The sequence below is a fragment of the Hahella sp. CR1 genome, assembly GCF_029813005.1.
GTDB lineage: Bacteria > Pseudomonadota > Gammaproteobacteria > Pseudomonadales > Oleiphilaceae > Hahella.
The window spans coordinates 527874-545313 of record NZ_JAPELK010000001.1; the positions used below are offsets into that span (position 1 = coordinate 527874).

Genomic DNA, 17440 nt, shown 5'->3' on the forward strand with positions numbered 1-17440 from the left:
TGTCTGGGCTGGATGCGGCGCCTATATTTTTCGGCCCGGCACATTAACCTGACATTGCTGAGTCCATGAAGTTACAGAAGTCCGAACTCCCTGCATTGCTTGAGCGTATTTATTCTGAGGTGACGCCTTTGTATGGCGTAGGTAAGACGGCGGATTACATTCCTCCGCTGTCGAGGGTGAATCCGCGCCAGTTCGGCATGGCGATTCGCTTTGTCGATGGTGATGAATTTACGGTGGGCCAAGCCTCGACGCCTTTTTCCATTCAGAGTATCTCCAAACTGTTCGCCCTCATGCTGGCCTTGGACATCGTGGGCGACGACTTATGGAAGCGGGTGGGACGCGAACCTTCCGGTATGCGTTTTAACTCGTTGTTGCAGTTGGAGAATGAAAACGGCATTCCGCGCAATCCTTTTATCAACGCCGGCGCCATTGTGGTGACCGACACCATCGTTAATCACAGCGCGTCGCCGGTGAAACGTCTGGAGCAGTTCATGGCGTCGCTGTCCGGTAATGTATTCAACCGGTACGACCCGGAGGTCTATGTCGCGGAGGCGCGCACCGGTTATCGCAACGCCGCCATCGCTAACTTGCTTAAGGCGCTGGGTAATCTGGAAGGTGAAGTGGATGTAGTGCTCGACAGTTATTACAAGCAGTGCTCCATGACCATGAGCTGTCTCGATCTGGCGCGCGCCACCGAGAGTCTGGCCAATAAAGGCAAATCCAGTTTCCGCACACAGTTTCATGGCGAACGCATGGACAAACGGGTCAATGCCTTGATGTTGACTTGCGGGCTGTACGACGCCGCCGGTAATTTTGCGTATCAGGTGGGTTTGCCGGCCAAGAGCGGTGTGGGAGGAGGCATTGTGGCGGTGTTGCCCGGCTATTTCTCCGTTGCGGTGTGGTCGCCGGAACTTGATAACTACGGCAACTCGGTGCTGGGTCAGAAGGCGCTGGAGTTACTCACTCATTACACCAGCAGTTCTATCTTCTGACGTCACTCATCCTGAGAGTCTGCATGGGTGGGAAGGGGCGTCAGCGGGGCGCTCCAGGTATTTAGTTTTTCACCCCGCCTATCCAGGTTCCCTCGACCTCTAATTGGTCATTCAACAATACCAAATCAGCGCGATATCCCGGCGCAATACGGCCGTACTCGTCATCGATACCCAGGAATTGCGCGGGATACAGCGACGCCATACGCAGCGCTTCTTCTACGTCGAGGCCAATAGCGCTGACGGTATTGCGCACGGCGGTGGCCATATCCAGGTCTGATCCCGCCAGCACGCCTTGTTCCGTCGCCAGTCGACCGTTACAGCGCACCAGTTTCTCGCCCAGCAACTCGAACTCTTCACCCGGCATGCCGACAGAATGCATGGCGTCGGTGACCAGCATGATTTTTCCCTGGGCCTTGGCGCGCAGGGCGATACGTATGGTGGCCGGATGCACATGATGATTGTCCGCGATCAGGCCACACCAGCTGTCAGCGTCATCCAGCGCAGCGCCGACGACGCCAGGGTCGCGATTGCGCAGCGGCGTCATGGCGTTGAACAGGTGAGTAAAACCTGTCGCCCCTTCCGCCAGCGCCTGATGAACCTGCTCATAACTGGCGGCGGTATGTCCCAGACAGACGTGAACGCCGCGCTCCCGCAGTTTGCGTACAAAGCCTTCCGGCACTTTTTCCGGCGCCAGGGTGACGATGGTGACGCCAATGTCGCCGAGGCTGCTGAGCAACTGCAGGGCGTCCGCTTCTGGTTCGCGAATAACCGATTCCCGATGAACGCCTTTGCGGGCGACGTTCAGATAAGGTCCTTCCAAATGAATGCCGAGCACCCCCGGCGCGCCTTCGCGTAATGCGGCTTCCACCGCGCGCACCGCAGCTTCCATTTTGTCGCGGGTGTCAGTGATCAGCGTCGGCATGAAGGCGGTGGTGCCATAGCGCCGATGGGCGGCGCCCATTTCCCGCAGCACCGCTGGACTGGGGTTGTCGTTGAACAGAGCGCCGCCGCCGCCGTTGACCTGAACATCGATATATCCTGGGGCCAACAACATTCCATTCAGAGAGAGACGGACCGCATCTGCGGGAATTTGATGCTCGGGCGTGATGCTGTGAATGCGTCCGCCTTCGATGATTAACGCTTGTTGCGAGAGTAGGGTCTCGCCGGTAAAAATCCGGCCATCAGTTAAGGCTGTTAGCATTCGCTTATCTCGGACTTCTGTTTGATCAGTAAGATGGCGCCGTCCAGCGCGTCCCCCAAAGGAGAGGTCAGGTAAGGCGTAATATCCCGCGGCAACCAGGGGACAATGGCTTCGCTCAGGCCCCCCATGATGCAGACGGCGGGCGCGCCCAGATTAATCAGGCCGCGAATCATCAACGCCGCTTCATCGGCGGTTTTCGCCAATAACTGCGTAGCGACGGGGTCATCCAGGCGGGCGTGCTCGAACACCAGTGGAACGAAAGCGGCGTAATCTCTGGGTTTGGCCTGATCCATCCAGGCCACGACGTTTTCCTGGTTGTTGTCGAAGCGCTGCATGACGGCGTCGGTCAAAGCCGAGGCCGGCTGCAGTCTTTCGAACGCCAGCAGGGAGTGACGCAGCGTGTTCAGGCCGAGCCAGGCGCCGCTGCCGCAATCCGATACCGGGAAACCCCAGCCGCCCAGTATATGAAATTCATGATCTATGGTGGCTACGGCGCAGGATCCGGTGCCCATGATTAATATGCCGCCGTTGGCGCCATTGAAGGCTCCCAGACAGGCGGTATGAGCGTCGGTAAGCAGGGCCAGATCCGCGAACGGGTGAGGATGGTTCAATACCAGTTCCCGTTCTTTCTTCTGCGCGACCCCAGCCAGACCAAAGCCCGCGTGAATATAAGGCAGCGCCTCGTCATCCAGATTCGCCGCCGTCAGCGCCTGACGGGTGGCCAGCATAATATTGGCGTAGGCGAAGTCAAGGCCCAGGCGCGGATTGGCGCCCCCTGCAAAGCCTTCGCCGAGGAGGCGGCCATCGGCGGCGCAGAGACGGGCGCGACAGGAGGTGCCGCCGCCGTCGACGCCGAGATACATAGGTTGCTGCGTCACAAATAGGCCCCCTGTACGCGTAAAGTTTCGCTCTGCACCCAACGATAATAGTCGATCAACTCCAGTTTGGAGGCGGCTTCCGTGTCCACGATCACCAGTGTGGACGGATGCATCTGCAAGGCGGAAGCCGGGTGCATGGCGCTGATTGGCCCTTCCACCATGGCTTTGACCGCATCCGCTTTGGCGGCGCCCGCCGCCAGCAGCATGACTTTGCGCGCATCGAGGATCGTACCAATGCCCATGGTGATGGCCAGATGCGGCTGCTCTTCGTCAGCGGAAAAAAAGCGGCTGTTATCGCGAATGGTTTCCTGGGTCAGGGTTTTCGCGCGGGTGCGAGAGCTCAGGCTGGAAGTGGGCTCATTAAAACCGATATGACCATTACGGCCAAGCCCCAGTATCTGCAGATCAATGCCGCCGGCGCTATGGATTTTATCTTCATAGGCGCGGGACTCCGCCATGGGATCGCCCATGCCACTAGGGATATGAGTATTCTCGGGAAGAATATCAATGTGGTCGAATAACTGCTTCTGCATGAAGCTACGGTAGCTCTGCGGATGTTGCGGGGCAATACCAATGTACTCGTCCAGATTAAAGGTGCGTACCTGACGGAAGCTCACCTCTCCCTGCTGGCGCCGCTGAATCAAGTGTGCATACAATGCAATGGGCGTGCTGCCTGTGGCGAGACCCAAGACCGCAGCCGGTTTGTCCTGTAATAAACGAATGCACTGTTCGGCGCCCATCCGGGCCACTGCTTCCGGGGAATCTGCGATGATGACGCGCATAAGATCTCCTGCTGATTCAACGCCCTCTGAAGCAAGCATCCGGGACGTTCGATCGAAGACAATACCTTTTTAATACCATTAATATAATAAGCGCACATGCGGACGAATAACAGCCCCAAATTTAGATAAAGGCGCCATTTTTGGACAAAGGTATTAAATTTCAGCGCTAGGAAGGCTTGATTACCACTTTGCAATGGGTTTATATTGGTATTGTCAAATAAAAATACCAATTATTCTCCGGTATTGAGTACGAGCTGTTGAATCACTAACAACCTCTATGGGAGAAACAAGCGATGAGCTTTTTAACAATAAAGGGTGCGTTTCGCCATGCGGCGAAGATCGGGTTGGGCGTCTTCGCCCTGACGACATTAACTGCAGAAGCCGGCGACAAGCTGGTCATCGAAAGCTGGCGCAACGACGACGCCAAAGTCTGGAACGACGTTATCATTCCCGCCTTCAACAAAAGTCACCCCGATATCAAAGTCACTTTTACCCCTACACCTCCCGCAGATTACAACTCGGCTCTACAGGCTAAGCTTCAGGCGGGCACGGCTGGCGATCTGATCACCTGCCGTCCGTTTGACGTGTCCCTGGCTCTTTATCAGAAGGGCAATCTGGAGAAGTTGAACGATCTTGAAGGCATGAATAACTTCCCTGAAGTCGCCAAAACCGCATGGTCCACTGACGACGGTAAAGATGTATTCTGCCTGCCAATGGCCTCGGTCATTCACGGTTATATCTACAATAAGGAAATTTTCAAAGAACTTGGTTTGTCCGTACCCAAGACGGAGTCCGATTTCTTCAAGGTGTTGGAGAAGATCAAGGATGAATCCCGCTATACACCGCTGGTAATGGGCACTGCGGACCAGTGGGAAGCCGCCACCATGGGCTTCCAGAATGTCGGTCCCAACTACTGGAAAGGGGAAGAAGGACGCAAGGCCCTGATCGACGGCAAAGAGAAGCTGACCGACCCTGAGTACGTGAAAGTCTGGGAGCATCTGGCGAAATGGAAACCTTTCCTGGGCCGGGGCTATCAGGCGCAGAAATATGCGGATTCGCAGAACCTGTTCACCCTGGGACGCGGCGCTATCTATCCCGCCGGCTCCTGGGATATCACCACCTTCAACGAGCAGGCCGACTTTGAATTCGGCGCCTTTCCTCCGCCAACTCCAGATGGCCAGAAAACCTGCTACATCAGCGATCACACTGATATCGGCATGGGCCTGAACGCAGGATCCGCCAACAAGAAGGAAGCCCGTATTTTCCTATCCTGGATGGCGGGTCCGGAGTTCGCGGAGCTTTATGCTAACCAGCTGCCAGGTTTCTTCCCGCTGGGCAACCACAAGATTTCCATCAAAGATCCTGTGGCGAGCGAATTCCTGAGCTGGCGCGGTCAGTGCGAACAGACCATTCGCAACTCTTACCAGATTCTGTCTCGCGGCACGCCCAATATGGAAAACCAGCTTTGGAACGTGACCGTGCAAGTGCTGAACGGCTCCATGGCGCCCAAAGCGGCGGCGGAAGAAGTCGAAAAAGGCCTGAAAACCTGGTATCAGCCGCACATGTAATCTTCCGTTAGTGAAGATCCCGCCCCGGCGCTCCGTGATAAGGAGCGCCGGGCGCATAATAAACACAGCCGCAGACGCATTATCGCCTGTGCAAAGGCAAACCGGGGCGGGCTTTCCGTCTCTCACCGGCTTGGTGTAGCTATTATGACTCACTCTGATATACGCAAACCTTTTCCATGGCACATCCTGGTCTTTCTGGGACCCGGACTGCTGATTTATCTGACTGTCAGCGTATACCCGTTGCTGGATACGCTAAGACTGGGCTTTTTTAGTGAAGACGAAAGCGGCGCCACCTTTTTTGTCGGTATGCAGAATTACGCCAACCTCCTGTTTAGCGAGGTCTGGTCGGAGCCTTTCTGGAACGCCCTGAAAAACAATTTAATGTTCTTCGTTATCCACATGCTGCTGCAGAACCCTATTGGTCTGTTGCTGGCTCTGCTATTGAGCTCGCCGCGGCTGCGCCTGAGCGGAACCTATCGTACGCTGCTGTTCATGCCGACCATGTTGTCGGTGGTGATTGTCGGCTTCGTGTGGCAGTTATTGCTGAGCCCGCTTTGGGGGATTTCCGAAGACTTCATGTACAACATCGGGCTGGGCGATTATTTCGACGCCTGGCTTGGGAAAGAAGGCACGGCGTTAGTGACGCTGTCGTTAATTTCCGTGTGGCAGTTCGTCGGTATTCCCATGATGCTGATATACGCCGCACTACTGAATATTCCTGAGGATCTTAATGACGCTGGCGTGGTGGATGGAGCCAATAGCTGGCAGATCTTCTGGAATATCAAACTGCCCTTGTTGCTGCCCACCATCAGCATGGTGTCGATACTGACCTTCGTCGCCAACTTCAACGCCTTTGAACTGATCTACGCAGTGAAAGGCGCGCTGGCGGGCCCCAATTTCTCCACGGACATCATGGGCACCTTGTTCTACCGCACCTTCTTCGGCTTCCAGCTGCAGCAGGGTAGCCCCACCATGGGCGCGGCGGTGGCGACGCTGATGTTCCTGATCATCCTTATCGGCGTGGCGATTTACCTGTTCTTCGTACAACGGCGCATCCAGCGCTTCCAACTGTAACGGGGAGGCGAACTATGCTAAACAAGATGACGCTGACTATGCCTTGGAGCGGTATGAATAAACTGACGTTAAAGCCGGATCTCGGTAAAAAGTTGATGGTGCACGCAGTGTTGCTGACCTACACCGTCATCGCTTTGTTCCCGATTCTGGTGATTCTGATCAACTCATTCAAAACCCGTAAGGCGATCTTTAACGACCCGCTCGGGTTGCCGGACGCGAGCAGCTTCACGCTGGTCGGTTTTGAGGAAGTGCTGGCGCGCTCCTCGTTCGATGTGTTTTTCTTCAACAGCCTGATCGTGACAGTGTTGTCGCTGTTCTTCGTGTTGTTGTTCGGCGCCATGGCGGCCTGGGCGTTGACGGAGTACCGTTTTCGCGGCGCGCTGTTTATCGCGGCGCTATTCGCCATGGGCATCATGATTCCCATCCGTCTGGGCACGGTGAGCATCCTGCAGCTGATGGTGGACCTGGATCTGGTGAACACCCGCACCTCCCTTGTCTTGGTGTATATCGCGCAAGGGCTGCCGCTGGCGGTGTATATCCTGTCGGAATTCATACGCACCATTCCGAAAGAACTGAAAGAGGCGGCCCGCTGCGATAATGTCAGCGAGTACAAAATCTTCTTCCAGATCGTGCTGCCTTTGATTCGTCCGGCGATGGCGACAGTGGCGGTGTTCACCATGATTCCTATCTGGAACGATTTGTGGTTCCCGCTGATTCTGGCTCCCGGCGAAAGCACGCAGACCATTACATTGGGTGTGCAGCAGTTTATCGGGCAGTTCGTGACGGACTGGAATGCGGTGTTGTCCTCTCTGACGCTGGCGATTGCGCCGGTGCTGGTGCTGTATCTGGTTTTTTCACGCCAATTGATTCGCGGCCTGACGGCGGGAGCGGTGAAATGAGCGGCGTAAACTATATTCGTGGCCTGCGTTCCGGCGCACCGGCGGGGCTATGTCGGACAAGAGGTGAGTAATGGCTGACGTACAACTTAAACAGATTAAGAAGAGTTACGGCCAGGTCAATGTCCTGCACGGCATAGATCTGGACATCAAGCACGGCGAGTTCGTGGTGTTGGTGGGCGCGTCCGGGTGCGGTAAATCCACATTGCTGCGCCTGATCGCCGGTTTAGAGGACATTAGCGGCGGCGAACTGTTGATCGACAACAAAGTGGTGAATCATCAGCCGCCCGCCAAGCGCGGCATCGCCATGGTGTTCCAGTCCTATGCTCTATACCCGCACATGTCAGTGTTCAAGAACATGGCTTTTGGCCTGAAGATCTCAGGCAAGGACAAGAACTTTGTGCGGGAAAAAGTGGAGCACGCCGCCAAGATTCTGCAAATCGATCATCTGCTGGAGCGTTTGCCCCGGGAACTGTCCGGCGGTCAACGTCAGCGGGTGGCGATAGGGCGCGCGATCGTGCGCGATCCTAATGTGTTTCTGTTCGACGAGCCGTTGTCCAACCTGGACGCCGCCTTGCGGGTGCAAACCCGGGTGGAGATCGGCAAGCTGCACAAAGACCTGGACGCAACCATCATTTACGTCACCCATGATCAGGTTGAGGCTATGACACTGGGCGATAAGATTGTGGTAATGAACAAGGGCAGGGTGGAGCAATGCGGTTCGCCTCTGGAGCTGTATCGTCATCCTCGCACGCAGTTTGTCGCCGGCTTCATCGGCTCGCCGAAAATGAACTTCATGAAAGGGAAAGTCTCTGTAAAAACAGAGGGCTCCATTTATGTGAAACTGGCTGACGGCGTTGAAGTGGAAGCCCGCGTGGAAAGCGGCGCCATTGCTGTTGGCGAAGAAGTGACGGTCGGCGTGCGACCTGAACATTTGCAGGAAAGCCTTCACGGCGAAGGCCGGTTAAAAGGAAAAATTAACCTGGTCGAGCATTTGGGTGAAGTCAGTTATATATACATGACATTGACGGATGGATCTGAAGTTGTCGTGCGTGGAGACGGCGAAACGGAAGTGAAAGTGGGCGAAGAGATATACGCTGACTATCAACCGCAGAACGTTCATGTATTCAATGCGCAGGGACTGGCTTTCAAACGATTAACGGCAGCGGAAGCCGATGCGCCGGCGGCTGCCATGATTAGGCAGGCAGCCGGTGGAAATACCTGACTTTATTCAAGTTTCTGCTATGCTAGCGTCTTCTCGCAGCTCAAAAAGCAAATCTACTGCTAAGAACCTACGTCAAGACGCTATGAGCAAACCAGACAGTCTGATTACCAAAATCTTCGGAATTCCGGAGCAAATCTCGCGGCACTCCGCGCCGTTGTATCTGCAATTGCAGACCAAGATCCGCGAGGCGGTGGACGCTGGCGTACTACGCGCCGGCGATGTGGTGCCCGCGGAGCGTGAAATCGCCGCCGCCATGAAAGTTTCCCGCGTCACGGTGAGGCGCGCCATCGACGATCTGGTGGAAGAAGGCCTGCTGACCCAGCGCCAGGGTGCGGGAACATTTGTGACCGAGCGCGTGGAACAGCCGCTGAACTATCTCAAGAGCTTCTCTGAGATCATGCAGGAGCGCGGCAAAAAGCCGGGCTCACGCTGGCTGGATCGCTCCGTTGGCGTGCCCCACGAAGATGAACGCGTGGCGCTGAAACTGGCGGTGGATAGTGAAGTAGTGCGTTTCCATCGTCTGCGTTTGGCGGATGATAAACCCATGGGGCTGGAAGTGGCGACGATACCGCGACAGTTTCTGGACAATCCGTTTGAAGTCACCGGGTCGCTGTATGAAGCGCTGGCGGAAAAAGGGCTGCGTCCGGTTAAAGCGTTGCAGCGTCTGCGCGCTATTTCCATTGATGAAACCCGCGCCAAGTTGCTGGATATTCCTGTGGACAGCGCCGTTCTCTATATCGAGCGTTTAGGCTTGTTGGAAGATGGCGTTCCCATCGAGTTCACGCGTTCTTATTTCCCTGGCGACGCTTATGACTTCGTCGCGGAGATTCGCAACGTATCTCACTATGCGCCAGTGGGCTTTCACAAGTCGGATGGCGTTGAGGAGTACGACGAGGACTGAGCGCGCTGAGTCGGGTCGTATTTAACTCGGACAGAGTGGAAGTAAGGTGGACGGCGGTAGCCGGCTCCACCTTATTTTTTATCACGCCAAATCAATTCAACTGAAACCGAATCGGCACCGCCATTTTCCAATGGGTGCGCTCAAGCTCATCTGGAATAGGCTCGAACTGGGCCAAGGTGACCAGCGCTTTGACGGCGGCTTCGTCCAGACGGGAAATACCGGAGCTGTCCCGCAAACGCACTTCCGCAATATCGCCGCTTTTCGTAATAGTGAACTCCACCGTGCTGGTGCCTTCCTGGCGGCGGCGCTTGGCGCTCAGTGGGTATCTCTTGTTCTTCTCCAAGGCCAGTTGCAACGCATTGATATAGGCCTGTTCAATACTGACGATCTGCGCTGAGCTTAGCTGCAGCTGCTCCGCAATGGCTGGAGCCGTGGAGATATCCGTATGCGGGTCTGGTGAAGGAACGGGGTTTTCCGCCACTTCCTTGTTGGGTTCAGGGTCGACTTTGGCGACTTCCTCTTTTTTGGTGGGCTGCGGCGTCTTCACCTTCTCGACGACTTTTTTCGGCTCAGGCTTTTTCTTAACCGGTTGCTTGGGTTCTGCCGGCTTTTCCACCTTGGCCACCTCCGGTTTGGGCTCGGGAGGCGTCTCCACCGGTGTAGGCGTTTCCTCTACGATTTCAGGCTCGGGCTCTTCAATGTCCGGCTGTTCGGTTTCCACCACCTCTTCCACTTCTGGCGCTGGCTCCGCTTCCGGTTGCTTCGCCTCTACCTGTTGCTCGACGATGCGCATTTGCGACAGCACCAGGGACACTGGCGCGGCGGCGATGGGAGTCGGCGCTGGCGAGGAGACGCCGGAAATCAGCCAGGCTGCGAGCGATACGTGCAGACATAGAGCGACGGTGATTCCGATGATATGGCGTTTCATTGGTTACGACTGGCGAGTACGGAGAAATTGGTCAGTGAATATTTCTGCAGCAGGTCGGCGACCGCTACAAAGCTTTTGAAATCCGCCTGACTGTCGACCTTGAGAGTGATCGGGCTGGATTTCCCCAGTGCTTTCAGGCGATTTTCCAATTGTTCCAGAGACGCGGCTTCATCCTGGTAGTAGTAAAGATTTTCCTTGTCGATAACGATATTCACCGCGTGTTCCGGCGCGGATTTGTTGGAAACGTTCTCCGCACTGGGCAACTCAATGGGGATTTTGCCCTGCACCACGAAGGTGGCGGTAGTCAGCACAATGGCCAGGAGCACCAGCATGATGTCGATAAACGGAATGACGTTGATCTGATCAAACTTTTTCATCGTGGGCTTAGCTCCCCTGGCGGGTATCTCTGTCGGCGCGCCATAGCGCCTGTGTGACTTCCACTTTGCGGGTCAGCGCGTTGTAAATCATCAGGGTGGGGATCGCCACCAGCAGGCCCAGGGCGGTGGCTTTCAGCGCCAGCGCCAAACCGCTCATGATGGCGCCCACTTCCACATTGCCGCCTTGGCCGATCTGATAAAAGGTCAGCAGAATGCCGGCGACGGTGCCCAACAGGCCAACATAAGGGGCGTTGGCCCCGATGCTGGAAATAGTGGTGAGGTGCTTGGTCAGGTCGACGGTGAGTCGATCGAAATTCTGGTAATCCGGCAGCGACAGGGCGCGCATGAACAGCCAGCGCTCAATGGATAGCCAGACGACGGTGAAGCTCATCAGGCCCAGGATGCCGAAAATGGTGAGATCAAGGTATTCAGAAAGAAGTTCCACTACGCCTCCCTTTGCGTCCGGCGCTGAAACGCTGTTGCGATGGAGTGGATCGCCGGGCTGCAAGACTAATTTGGGGATCAAAGACGAAAAACAATAATCATACACAAATGAAAATGATTATCAATAAGTAGCTGAGGCGACGATAGCGTGGAAATGTCCTTTTGGGGGGGCCAACCAGGTCCGACGCGGGAATGGGATTTATCGACTACTATTTAATTAAATCATCAAGGCTTTATTTGGGGAATTATGGGCGCACCACCTCGTTTTCACCGCTATAGCCGTACGCCTCGTCGCCTTGCCGGTCTGGCGTTAGCGCTGTTGTTGTCCGCCACCTCAGCCTCCGCCGCTTCCGTGGGAGTGTGCGATACGCTGAATGTGACCGGCAATCCCGAATATCCGCCATTTTTATGGCGGGATCGCGATAACCCGGATCAGCTCATCGGAGTAGCCGTAAGGTTGCTGGAGATCGCGCTGGAGCCGGAAAACATCACAGTCGAATCACGTTATGTCGGCCCCTGGTCCCGGGCCCAGGTGGAGGCGCAACTGGGACGGGTGGATATGCTTACCGGCGCCTTTATCACCGAAGAGCGGCAGACTTATATGGACTATATCAAGCCGCCCATGATGATTATGCCCAACGTCATTTTTGTAAAAAAAGGCAAAGCCTTTCCAATGAACAGCTGGCTGGACCTCAAAGATCGCCATGGCGATACTCTGATCAACAACAGCTTTGGCCAGGAGTTTGATGAATTCGCTGAGCGCCAATTGAACATTGAAGAAGTCCGTTCAATTGAGTTTGCATTTGAGCGCCTGTTGCTGGGGCGCACTGACTATGTGATCTATGAGTTGTATCAGGGCTACGCTATCGGCGAGGTCAGGGGGTTCAAAGGTGAGATCGAGCATTTGCCGACCCCTATCAGCTCGGAAGGGCTTTACTACACCGTGTCGAAAAAATCTCCTTGTCACAATCCGGAACTGATTGATTTCCTTAACAAGAGACTGCGTGAGCTGGTGGATAAGAAAGCGCCGGAGAGTCTGGTGGAGCGCTATATGACGCTATGGCGCAAACAGGCCACAGCCATCGATATCTCAGAAATTTCCTCCCTTAGAACGAAAAAAAGCCGCTTCTCAAAGTGAGAAGCGGCAAACTCCCAGGATATTGAAACGCTGAGGGCAGGTTTCAATTACTTGCGTGCGTCCTCCCAGGACTTGATCAGAGCGTCATAGCTGACGGTCTCGCCTTTAGGTTTCTCGTTAGCCAGTTTGGCTTTCGGAGAACCAGGCTGATTCAGCCAATAGCTCGGGTCCTTCTTCTCGTTCAGCTTGGGACCGCACTCGCCCTGTACATTGGCGCGCTCGAGGCGCTGCAGTACCCGGTCTTGTGCTTCCGCCAAACCGTCCAAGGCTTGCTGCGGAGTCTTCTCGCCGTTGGCGGCCTCCGCGATGAACTGCCACCACAACTGGGCCAGTTTCGGATAGTCAGGCACGTTGGTGCCGGTAGGCGTCCACTGAGTACGAGCCGGGCTGCGATAGAACTCGATCAGACCGCCCAGTTTCGGCGCTACAGTGGTCATGTCTTCAGACAGGATGTCGGACTCGCGGATAGGAGTCAGACCCACCAGGGTTTTCTTCAGAGAAACGGTTTTGGCTACGGTGAACTGCGCGTACAACCATGCCGCCAGACGACGATCATCCGGAGTGGACTTCAAGAAAGTCCAGGAACCGGTGTCCTGATAGCCCAGCTTCATGCCGTCTTCCCAGTAAGGTCCTCTGGGAGATGGCGCCATCCGCCACTTCGGCGTGCCGTCTGCGTTAACTACTGGCAGACCAGGCTTGGTCATGTCCGCGGTAAATGCGGTGTACCAGAAGATCTGCTGAGCGACGTTGCCTTGCGCAGGAACCGGACCGGCTTCAGAGAAGGTCATGCCCTGTGCTTCAGGCGGCGCGTATTTACGCAGCCAGTCTACGTATTTAGTGGTGGCGTAAACCGCCGCCGGGCCATTGGTGGCGCCGCCGCGTTCTACGCTGGAGCCCACTGGACGGCAACCGTCGACTCGAATGCCCCATTCGTCAACGGGAAGTCCGTTAGGCAGTCCTTTGTCGCCCGCGCCCGCCATGGAGAACCAGGCGTCAGTGAAACGCCAGCCCAGGGAGGGGTCTTTCTTGCCGTAATCCATGTGGCCGTAAACGCGCTGACCGTCGATGTTTTTGACCTTGTCGGTAAAGAACTCAGCGATGTCCTCATAGGCCGACCAGTTCTTGGGAACCCCCAGCTCATAGCCGTAGATTTCCTTGAACTTTTTCTTCAGGTCGTCGCGCTGGAACCAGTCATAGCGGAACCAGTACAAGTTGGCGAACTGCTGGTCTGGTAGCTGATAGATTTTACCGTCTGGCCCAGTGGTGAAGGACAGGCCGATGAAGTCCTGCAGATCCAGGGTCGGCAGAGTCAGGTCTTTGCCGTCGCCTTCCATCATGTCGGAGATAGGGACAACTTTTCCGTAGCGGAAGTGAGTGCCGATCAAGTCGGAATCGTTGATGTAACCATCATAGATGTTGCGGCCGGACTGCATCTGAGTCTGCAGTTTTTCGACCACGTCGCCTTCCTGAATCAGGTCGTGGTTAATCTTGATGCCGGTGATTTCATAAAATGCTTTCGCAAGTACTTTGGATTCGTACTCGTGAGTGGTGATGGTTTCGGAAGCAACGTTGATTTCCATACCGCGGAAACGCTTCGCCGCCTCGGTGAACCACGCCATTTCTTTCATCTGTTCTTCTTTCGACAGCGTTGAAGCGGTGAACTCGCTATCCACCCATTTCTTCGCTGCGTCACTATACTGGTCCGCCCAGCTCGCACTACTTGAGACCATCGCCACTGCCGCAGCTAAGCTGGCCAGCCGTAGCTTCATTGGTCCGGTGGGCAGTTTAACCTTATTATTTTTTTTCATGTCTACCTCTCTAATTGTTAGTTGGTTGGCTTCCATGCAAAGTCCATTTGAATCCCTATGACGCAGGGGGCGGTTTACCCCCACCTCATTACAATTCCCATCCAAAGAAGGGAAATGATCGTCGCTATCCACACCGCCATGCTGGTGAAGCCTACAAATGCCAGGTGGATATAGGCGCTGCCGAGCAACCCGATAAAGAGACGGTCGCCACGGGTGGTCAAAAGCGGCAGAAAACCTCTACGTTCAATACTTGGTGACTTCAGCTCCCAAACCGTCATCGCAATCAGAATGAGCACGATGGTGGTGAAGAAGCTAGCCGTTGGTACAGTCCACGCCATCCAGTTCATACAAAACCCCCTTACACACGACCCAAAGCAAAGCCTTTGGCGACATGGTTACGGACGAACCAGATCACCAATACGCCAGGAACAATAGTGAGAACGCCTGCGGCTGCGAGCACGCCCCAGTCGATACCGGATGCGGAGACGGTCCGCGTCATGACGGCTGCGATGGGTTTGGCGTCCACAGAGGTCAGCGTCCGCGCCAGAAGCAGCTCCACCCATGAGAACATGAAGCAGAAGAATGCTGTGACGCCAATGCCGGAACGGATCATGGGGATGAAGATTTTGATGAAGAATTTCGGAAAACTGTACCCATCAATATAGGCGGTTTCGTCGATTTCGCGAGGCACTCCGCTCATGAAGCCTTCCAGAATCCACACAGCCAGCGGCACGTTGAACAAACAGTGCGCCAACGCGACGGCGAGATGGGTGTCGAAAAGGCCGACAGAGGAATACAACTGGAAGAAAGGCAGCAGGAATACCGCCGGCGGCGCCATCCGGTTGGAAAGCAGCCAGAAGAACATGTGCTTGTCGCCGATGAACTTGTAGCGGCTGAAGGCGTAGGCCGCCGGCAGCGCGATCAACAGGCTCATGATCATGTTCAGAGACACATAGTAAATGGAGTTTACGTACCCCATGTACCAGCTGGGATCAGTGAAGATCTTGATGTAGTTGTCAAAAGTGATGTCCTGTGGAAACAGGCTCAAACCGCCCAGAATCTCCGCATTGGTCTTCAGAGACATATTGAGTAGCCAGTAGATCGGTAGCAGCACGAAGGCGATGTAAGCCACCAATCCGAATTTGCTGCGACTGAACATAGACATTACCCCTCTGGTTGCTTTGGCGGAGTCCCTGGCGCCTGTTTCGGCGGCCACGTTGGCCGCCAGATTTACGTTTTGTTGACTCATTACCTACTCCTCATTAGCGGTCGTCGCGGCTGATGTGCATGATGGTGGTGTAGAACAACCAGCAAACCAGCAGGATGATGAGGAAGTAGATCAGGGAGAACGCTGCCGCGGGACCCAGGTCAAACTGTCCAACCGCCATCTTGGTCAACGACTGACTCAGGAAGGTGGTGGAGTTGCCGGGACCGCCGCCGGTCAATACGAACGGCTCGGTGTAAATCATGAAAGAGTCCATGAACCGCAACAGCACGCCGATGATCAGTACGTTGGTGAGCTTCGGCAACTGGATGAAGCGGAACACCGCCCAGCGTGAGGCGCGGTCGATGCGCGCAGCCTGGTAGTACACTTCAGGAATGGCGCGCAGACCGGAGTAGCACAGCAGCGCCACCAGCGGAGTCCAGTGCCAGACGTCCATCAACAATACGGTCAGCCATGCGTCAACAGGGTCGCCAGCGTAGTTATAGTCAATGCCCATGGCGTTGATGCCCCAGCCAAATAGGCCGATGTCGGCGCGACCGAAAATCTGCCAGATGGTGCCGACCACGTTCCAGGGAATCAGCAGAGGCAGGGCGATGAGAATCAGGCTCAGGGAAGCGGCCTTGCCTTTGGTCGGCATCAGCAGCGCCACGCCGACGCCCAGGGGAATCTCAATCAGCAGTACGGCGAAGGAAAACAGGAACTGACGCACCAAGGCGTCATGTAGACGCGCGTCGTTCAGCATTTGCTTGAACCACTCAACGCCGACGAAGTAAGCGGTGTTCTGATCAAAAATATCCTGCACGGAATAGTTGACCACCGTCATCAACGGAATGATGGCGGAGAAAGCTACAATCAGGAATACCGGTAATACCAGAAACCAGGCCTTATTGTTTTCTACCTTGTTCATTGGTCGCCCTCCAGCAGGAATTCATCCACATAGACCTTGAGCCATTGATCCGGGAAGCTGATGAAAGCGACGCCTTGCGGCACTTTCTGGTCTTCCTGCAGGCGCGCTTTCATTTCCACGCCGCCGAGGTAAAAGGTCATGATTTTGTAGGTGCCCAGATCTTCCACAAACCTGACGTTAACCTGCATGGCTTCGTCGTTGGCTTCATCCCAGACATGGACGAATTCGGGGCGGATGCCGATTTTGACGTTGTTGCTGCGGATCTGTTTCAGACGCTCCATCAGCTTCGGCCGCAGGGGCAATTCGACGCCGCCGAAGGTGACGCCATTCTCCGTCAGCTCCACGCTGACCAGATTCATGCCCGGGCTGCCGATAAAAAAGCCGACAAAGGTGTGGTTAGGCGCTTCAAACAGGTCGCGGGGCGTGCCGAACTGCACGATCTGGCCTTCATACATCACCGCGATTTTGTCGGCGAAAGTGGAGGCTTCCAACTGGTCGTGGGTGACGTACACCATGGTGATGTTGAACTGTTCGTGGATCTGCTTCAGTTTGCGGCGCAGTTTCCACTTCAAGTGCGGGTCAATCACCGTCAGGGGCTCGTCGAACAGGATGGCGGATACATCATCCCGCACCAAGCCGCGCCCCATGGAGACTTTCTGCTTCTCGTCCGCGGTCAGGCCCTTGGCTTTCTTATCCAGCAATGGCGTCAGATCCAGAATGGACGCGATCTCATGAACTTTGCTTTTGACCTTGTGTTCCGGCGTTTTCACGTTACGCAGGGGAAACGCCAGGTTATCGAACACGGTCATGGTGTCGTAAATCACCGGGAACTGGAAAACCTGGGCGATGTTACGGGCTTCCGGCGGCAGCGTATTAACGCGTTTACCGTCGAACAGCACGTCGCCATCGGAAGGCGCCAGCAGTCCGGAAATAATGTTCAACAGGGTGCTCTTGCCGCAGCCGGAAGGGCCTAGCAGAGCAAAAGCGCCCCCTTGCTCCCAGACGTGGTCCATCTTGCGGATGGCGTAGTCGTCGTCGCTTTGGGGGACAGGCGCATAGGAATGCGCCAACTGAGATAGTCTGATTTCTGCCATGG

At 55.4% G+C, this 17440-nt stretch carries 18 protein-coding genes; 7 read left to right on the forward strand and 11 right to left on the reverse strand.

Annotated elements, in window-relative coordinates; all coding sequences use genetic code 11:
• The first annotated feature begins 65 nt into the window (after positions 1–65).
• Positions 66–992 (forward strand): glutaminase, encoded by a 927-nt coding sequence (locus ONV78_RS02325; protein ID WP_216736676.1) that lies wholly within the window; start codon positions 66–68, stop codon positions 990–992.
• A 61-nt stretch (positions 993–1053) separates the two neighbouring features.
• Here the strand turns inward: ONV78_RS02325 and nagA are convergent, their stop codons facing one another.
• From nagA to nagB, 3 genes are read right to left on the reverse strand one after another with little or no spacing between them, the layout of a single operon-like run.
• Complete coding sequence (gene nagA / locus ONV78_RS02330; RefSeq protein WP_279500761.1) at positions 1054–2193, reverse strand: N-acetylglucosamine-6-phosphate deacetylase; 1140 nt, start codon at positions 2191–2193, stop codon at positions 1054–1056.
• Entirely contained in the window at positions 2187–3071 is an 885-nt protein-coding gene (locus ONV78_RS02335) for a BadF/BadG/BcrA/BcrD ATPase family protein (protein ID WP_241566929.1), read from the reverse strand. Before ONV78_RS02335 ends, nagA begins: the two co-directional genes overlap by 7 nt.
• Positions 3068–3853: a glucosamine-6-phosphate deaminase gene (gene nagB, locus ONV78_RS02340; RefSeq protein WP_279500764.1), complete on the reverse strand. Its 786-nt coding sequence runs from the start codon at positions 3851–3853 to the stop codon at positions 3068–3070. The genes ONV78_RS02335 and nagB overlap by 4 nt, the downstream gene beginning before the upstream one ends.
• A 293-nt stretch (positions 3854–4146) precedes the next feature.
• Here nagB and ONV78_RS02345 point away from each other — a divergent pair, with 293 nt between their 5' ends.
• The 5 genes from ONV78_RS02345 to ONV78_RS02365 all read left to right on the forward strand — a co-directional run bounded on the left by ONV78_RS02345 (position 4147) and on the right by ONV78_RS02365 (position 9517).
• Positions 4147–5421 carry an ABC transporter substrate-binding protein gene (locus ONV78_RS02345; RefSeq protein WP_216736673.1) on the forward strand — a complete coding sequence of 425 codons (1275 nt, stop codon included), beginning with the start codon at positions 4147–4149 and terminating at the stop codon, positions 5419–5421.
• A gap of 144 nt (positions 5422–5565) precedes the next feature.
• Complete coding sequence (locus ONV78_RS02350) at positions 5566–6495, forward strand: sugar ABC transporter permease (RefSeq protein ID WP_216736672.1); 930 nt, start codon at positions 5566–5568, stop codon at positions 6493–6495.
• 14 nt (positions 6496–6509) lie between these two features.
• Complete coding sequence (locus ONV78_RS02355; RefSeq protein WP_253938288.1) at positions 6510–7394, forward strand: carbohydrate ABC transporter permease; 885 nt, start codon at positions 6510–6512, stop codon at positions 7392–7394.
• 70 nt (positions 7395–7464) lie between these two features.
• Positions 7465–8616: a sn-glycerol-3-phosphate ABC transporter ATP-binding protein UgpC gene (gene ugpC, locus ONV78_RS02360; protein ID WP_216736671.1), complete on the forward strand. Its 1152-nt coding sequence runs from the start codon at positions 7465–7467 to the stop codon at positions 8614–8616.
• An 82-nt stretch (positions 8617–8698) separates the two neighbouring features.
• Positions 8699–9517: a GntR family transcriptional regulator gene (locus ONV78_RS02365; RefSeq protein ID WP_279500779.1), complete on the forward strand. Its 819-nt coding sequence runs from the start codon at positions 8699–8701 to the stop codon at positions 9515–9517.
• A gap of 91 nt (positions 9518–9608) precedes the next feature.
• Here the strand turns inward: ONV78_RS02365 and ONV78_RS02370 are convergent, their stop codons facing one another.
• Genes ONV78_RS02370 through exbB form a run of 3 tightly spaced genes read right to left on the reverse strand, consistent with a single transcriptional unit; the run spans position 9609 to position 11267 of the window.
• Entirely contained in the window at positions 9609–10445 is an 837-nt protein-coding gene (locus ONV78_RS02370) for an energy transducer TonB (RefSeq protein WP_279500780.1), read from the reverse strand.
• Positions 10442–10822: a TonB system transport protein ExbD gene (gene exbD, locus ONV78_RS02375; protein ID WP_279500781.1), complete on the reverse strand. Its 381-nt coding sequence runs from the start codon at positions 10820–10822 to the stop codon at positions 10442–10444. The genes ONV78_RS02370 and exbD overlap by 4 nt, the downstream gene beginning before the upstream one ends.
• A 7-nt stretch (positions 10823–10829) precedes the next feature.
• Complete coding sequence (gene exbB, locus ONV78_RS02380) at positions 10830–11267, reverse strand: TonB-system energizer ExbB (RefSeq protein WP_279500783.1); 438 nt, start codon at positions 11265–11267, stop codon at positions 10830–10832.
• A gap of 246 nt (positions 11268–11513) precedes the next feature.
• Here exbB and ONV78_RS02385 point away from each other — a divergent pair, with 246 nt between their 5' ends.
• The gene (locus tag ONV78_RS02385) at positions 11514–12404 is read left to right on the forward strand and encodes a transporter substrate-binding domain-containing protein (protein ID WP_216736666.1); all 891 of its coding nucleotides are present in this window, start codon (positions 11514–11516) and stop codon (positions 12402–12404) included.
• Between the two features lie 47 nt (positions 12405–12451).
• On the opposite strand, the gene ONV78_RS02390 is transcribed toward ONV78_RS02385, so the two are convergent.
• The 5 genes from ONV78_RS02390 to ONV78_RS02410 form a co-directional block, all read right to left on the reverse strand.
• Positions 12452–14212 (reverse strand): ABC transporter substrate-binding protein, encoded by a 1761-nt coding sequence (locus ONV78_RS02390; protein ID WP_279500785.1) that lies wholly within the window; start codon positions 14210–14212, stop codon positions 12452–12454.
• Positions 14213–14286: 74 nt separating this feature from the next.
• Entirely contained in the window at positions 14287–14559 is a 273-nt protein-coding gene (locus ONV78_RS02395; RefSeq protein ID WP_041599056.1) for a DUF2160 domain-containing protein, read from the reverse strand.
• Between the two features lie 11 nt (positions 14560–14570).
• The gene (locus tag ONV78_RS02400; protein WP_305858151.1) at positions 14571–15371 is read right to left on the reverse strand and encodes a carbohydrate ABC transporter permease; all 801 of its coding nucleotides are present in this window, start codon (positions 15369–15371) and stop codon (positions 14571–14573) included.
• Positions 15372–15474: 103 nt separating this feature from the next.
• On the reverse strand, positions 15475–16344 hold the full coding sequence (locus ONV78_RS02405) for a sugar ABC transporter permease (RefSeq protein WP_279500788.1): 870 nt from the start codon (positions 16342–16344) through the stop codon (positions 15475–15477).
• Positions 16341–17438 (reverse strand): ABC transporter ATP-binding protein, encoded by a 1098-nt coding sequence (locus ONV78_RS02410; protein ID WP_279500790.1) that lies wholly within the window; start codon positions 17436–17438, stop codon positions 16341–16343. Before ONV78_RS02410 ends, ONV78_RS02405 begins: the two co-directional genes overlap by 4 nt.
• Positions 17439–17440 lie beyond the last annotated feature (2 nt).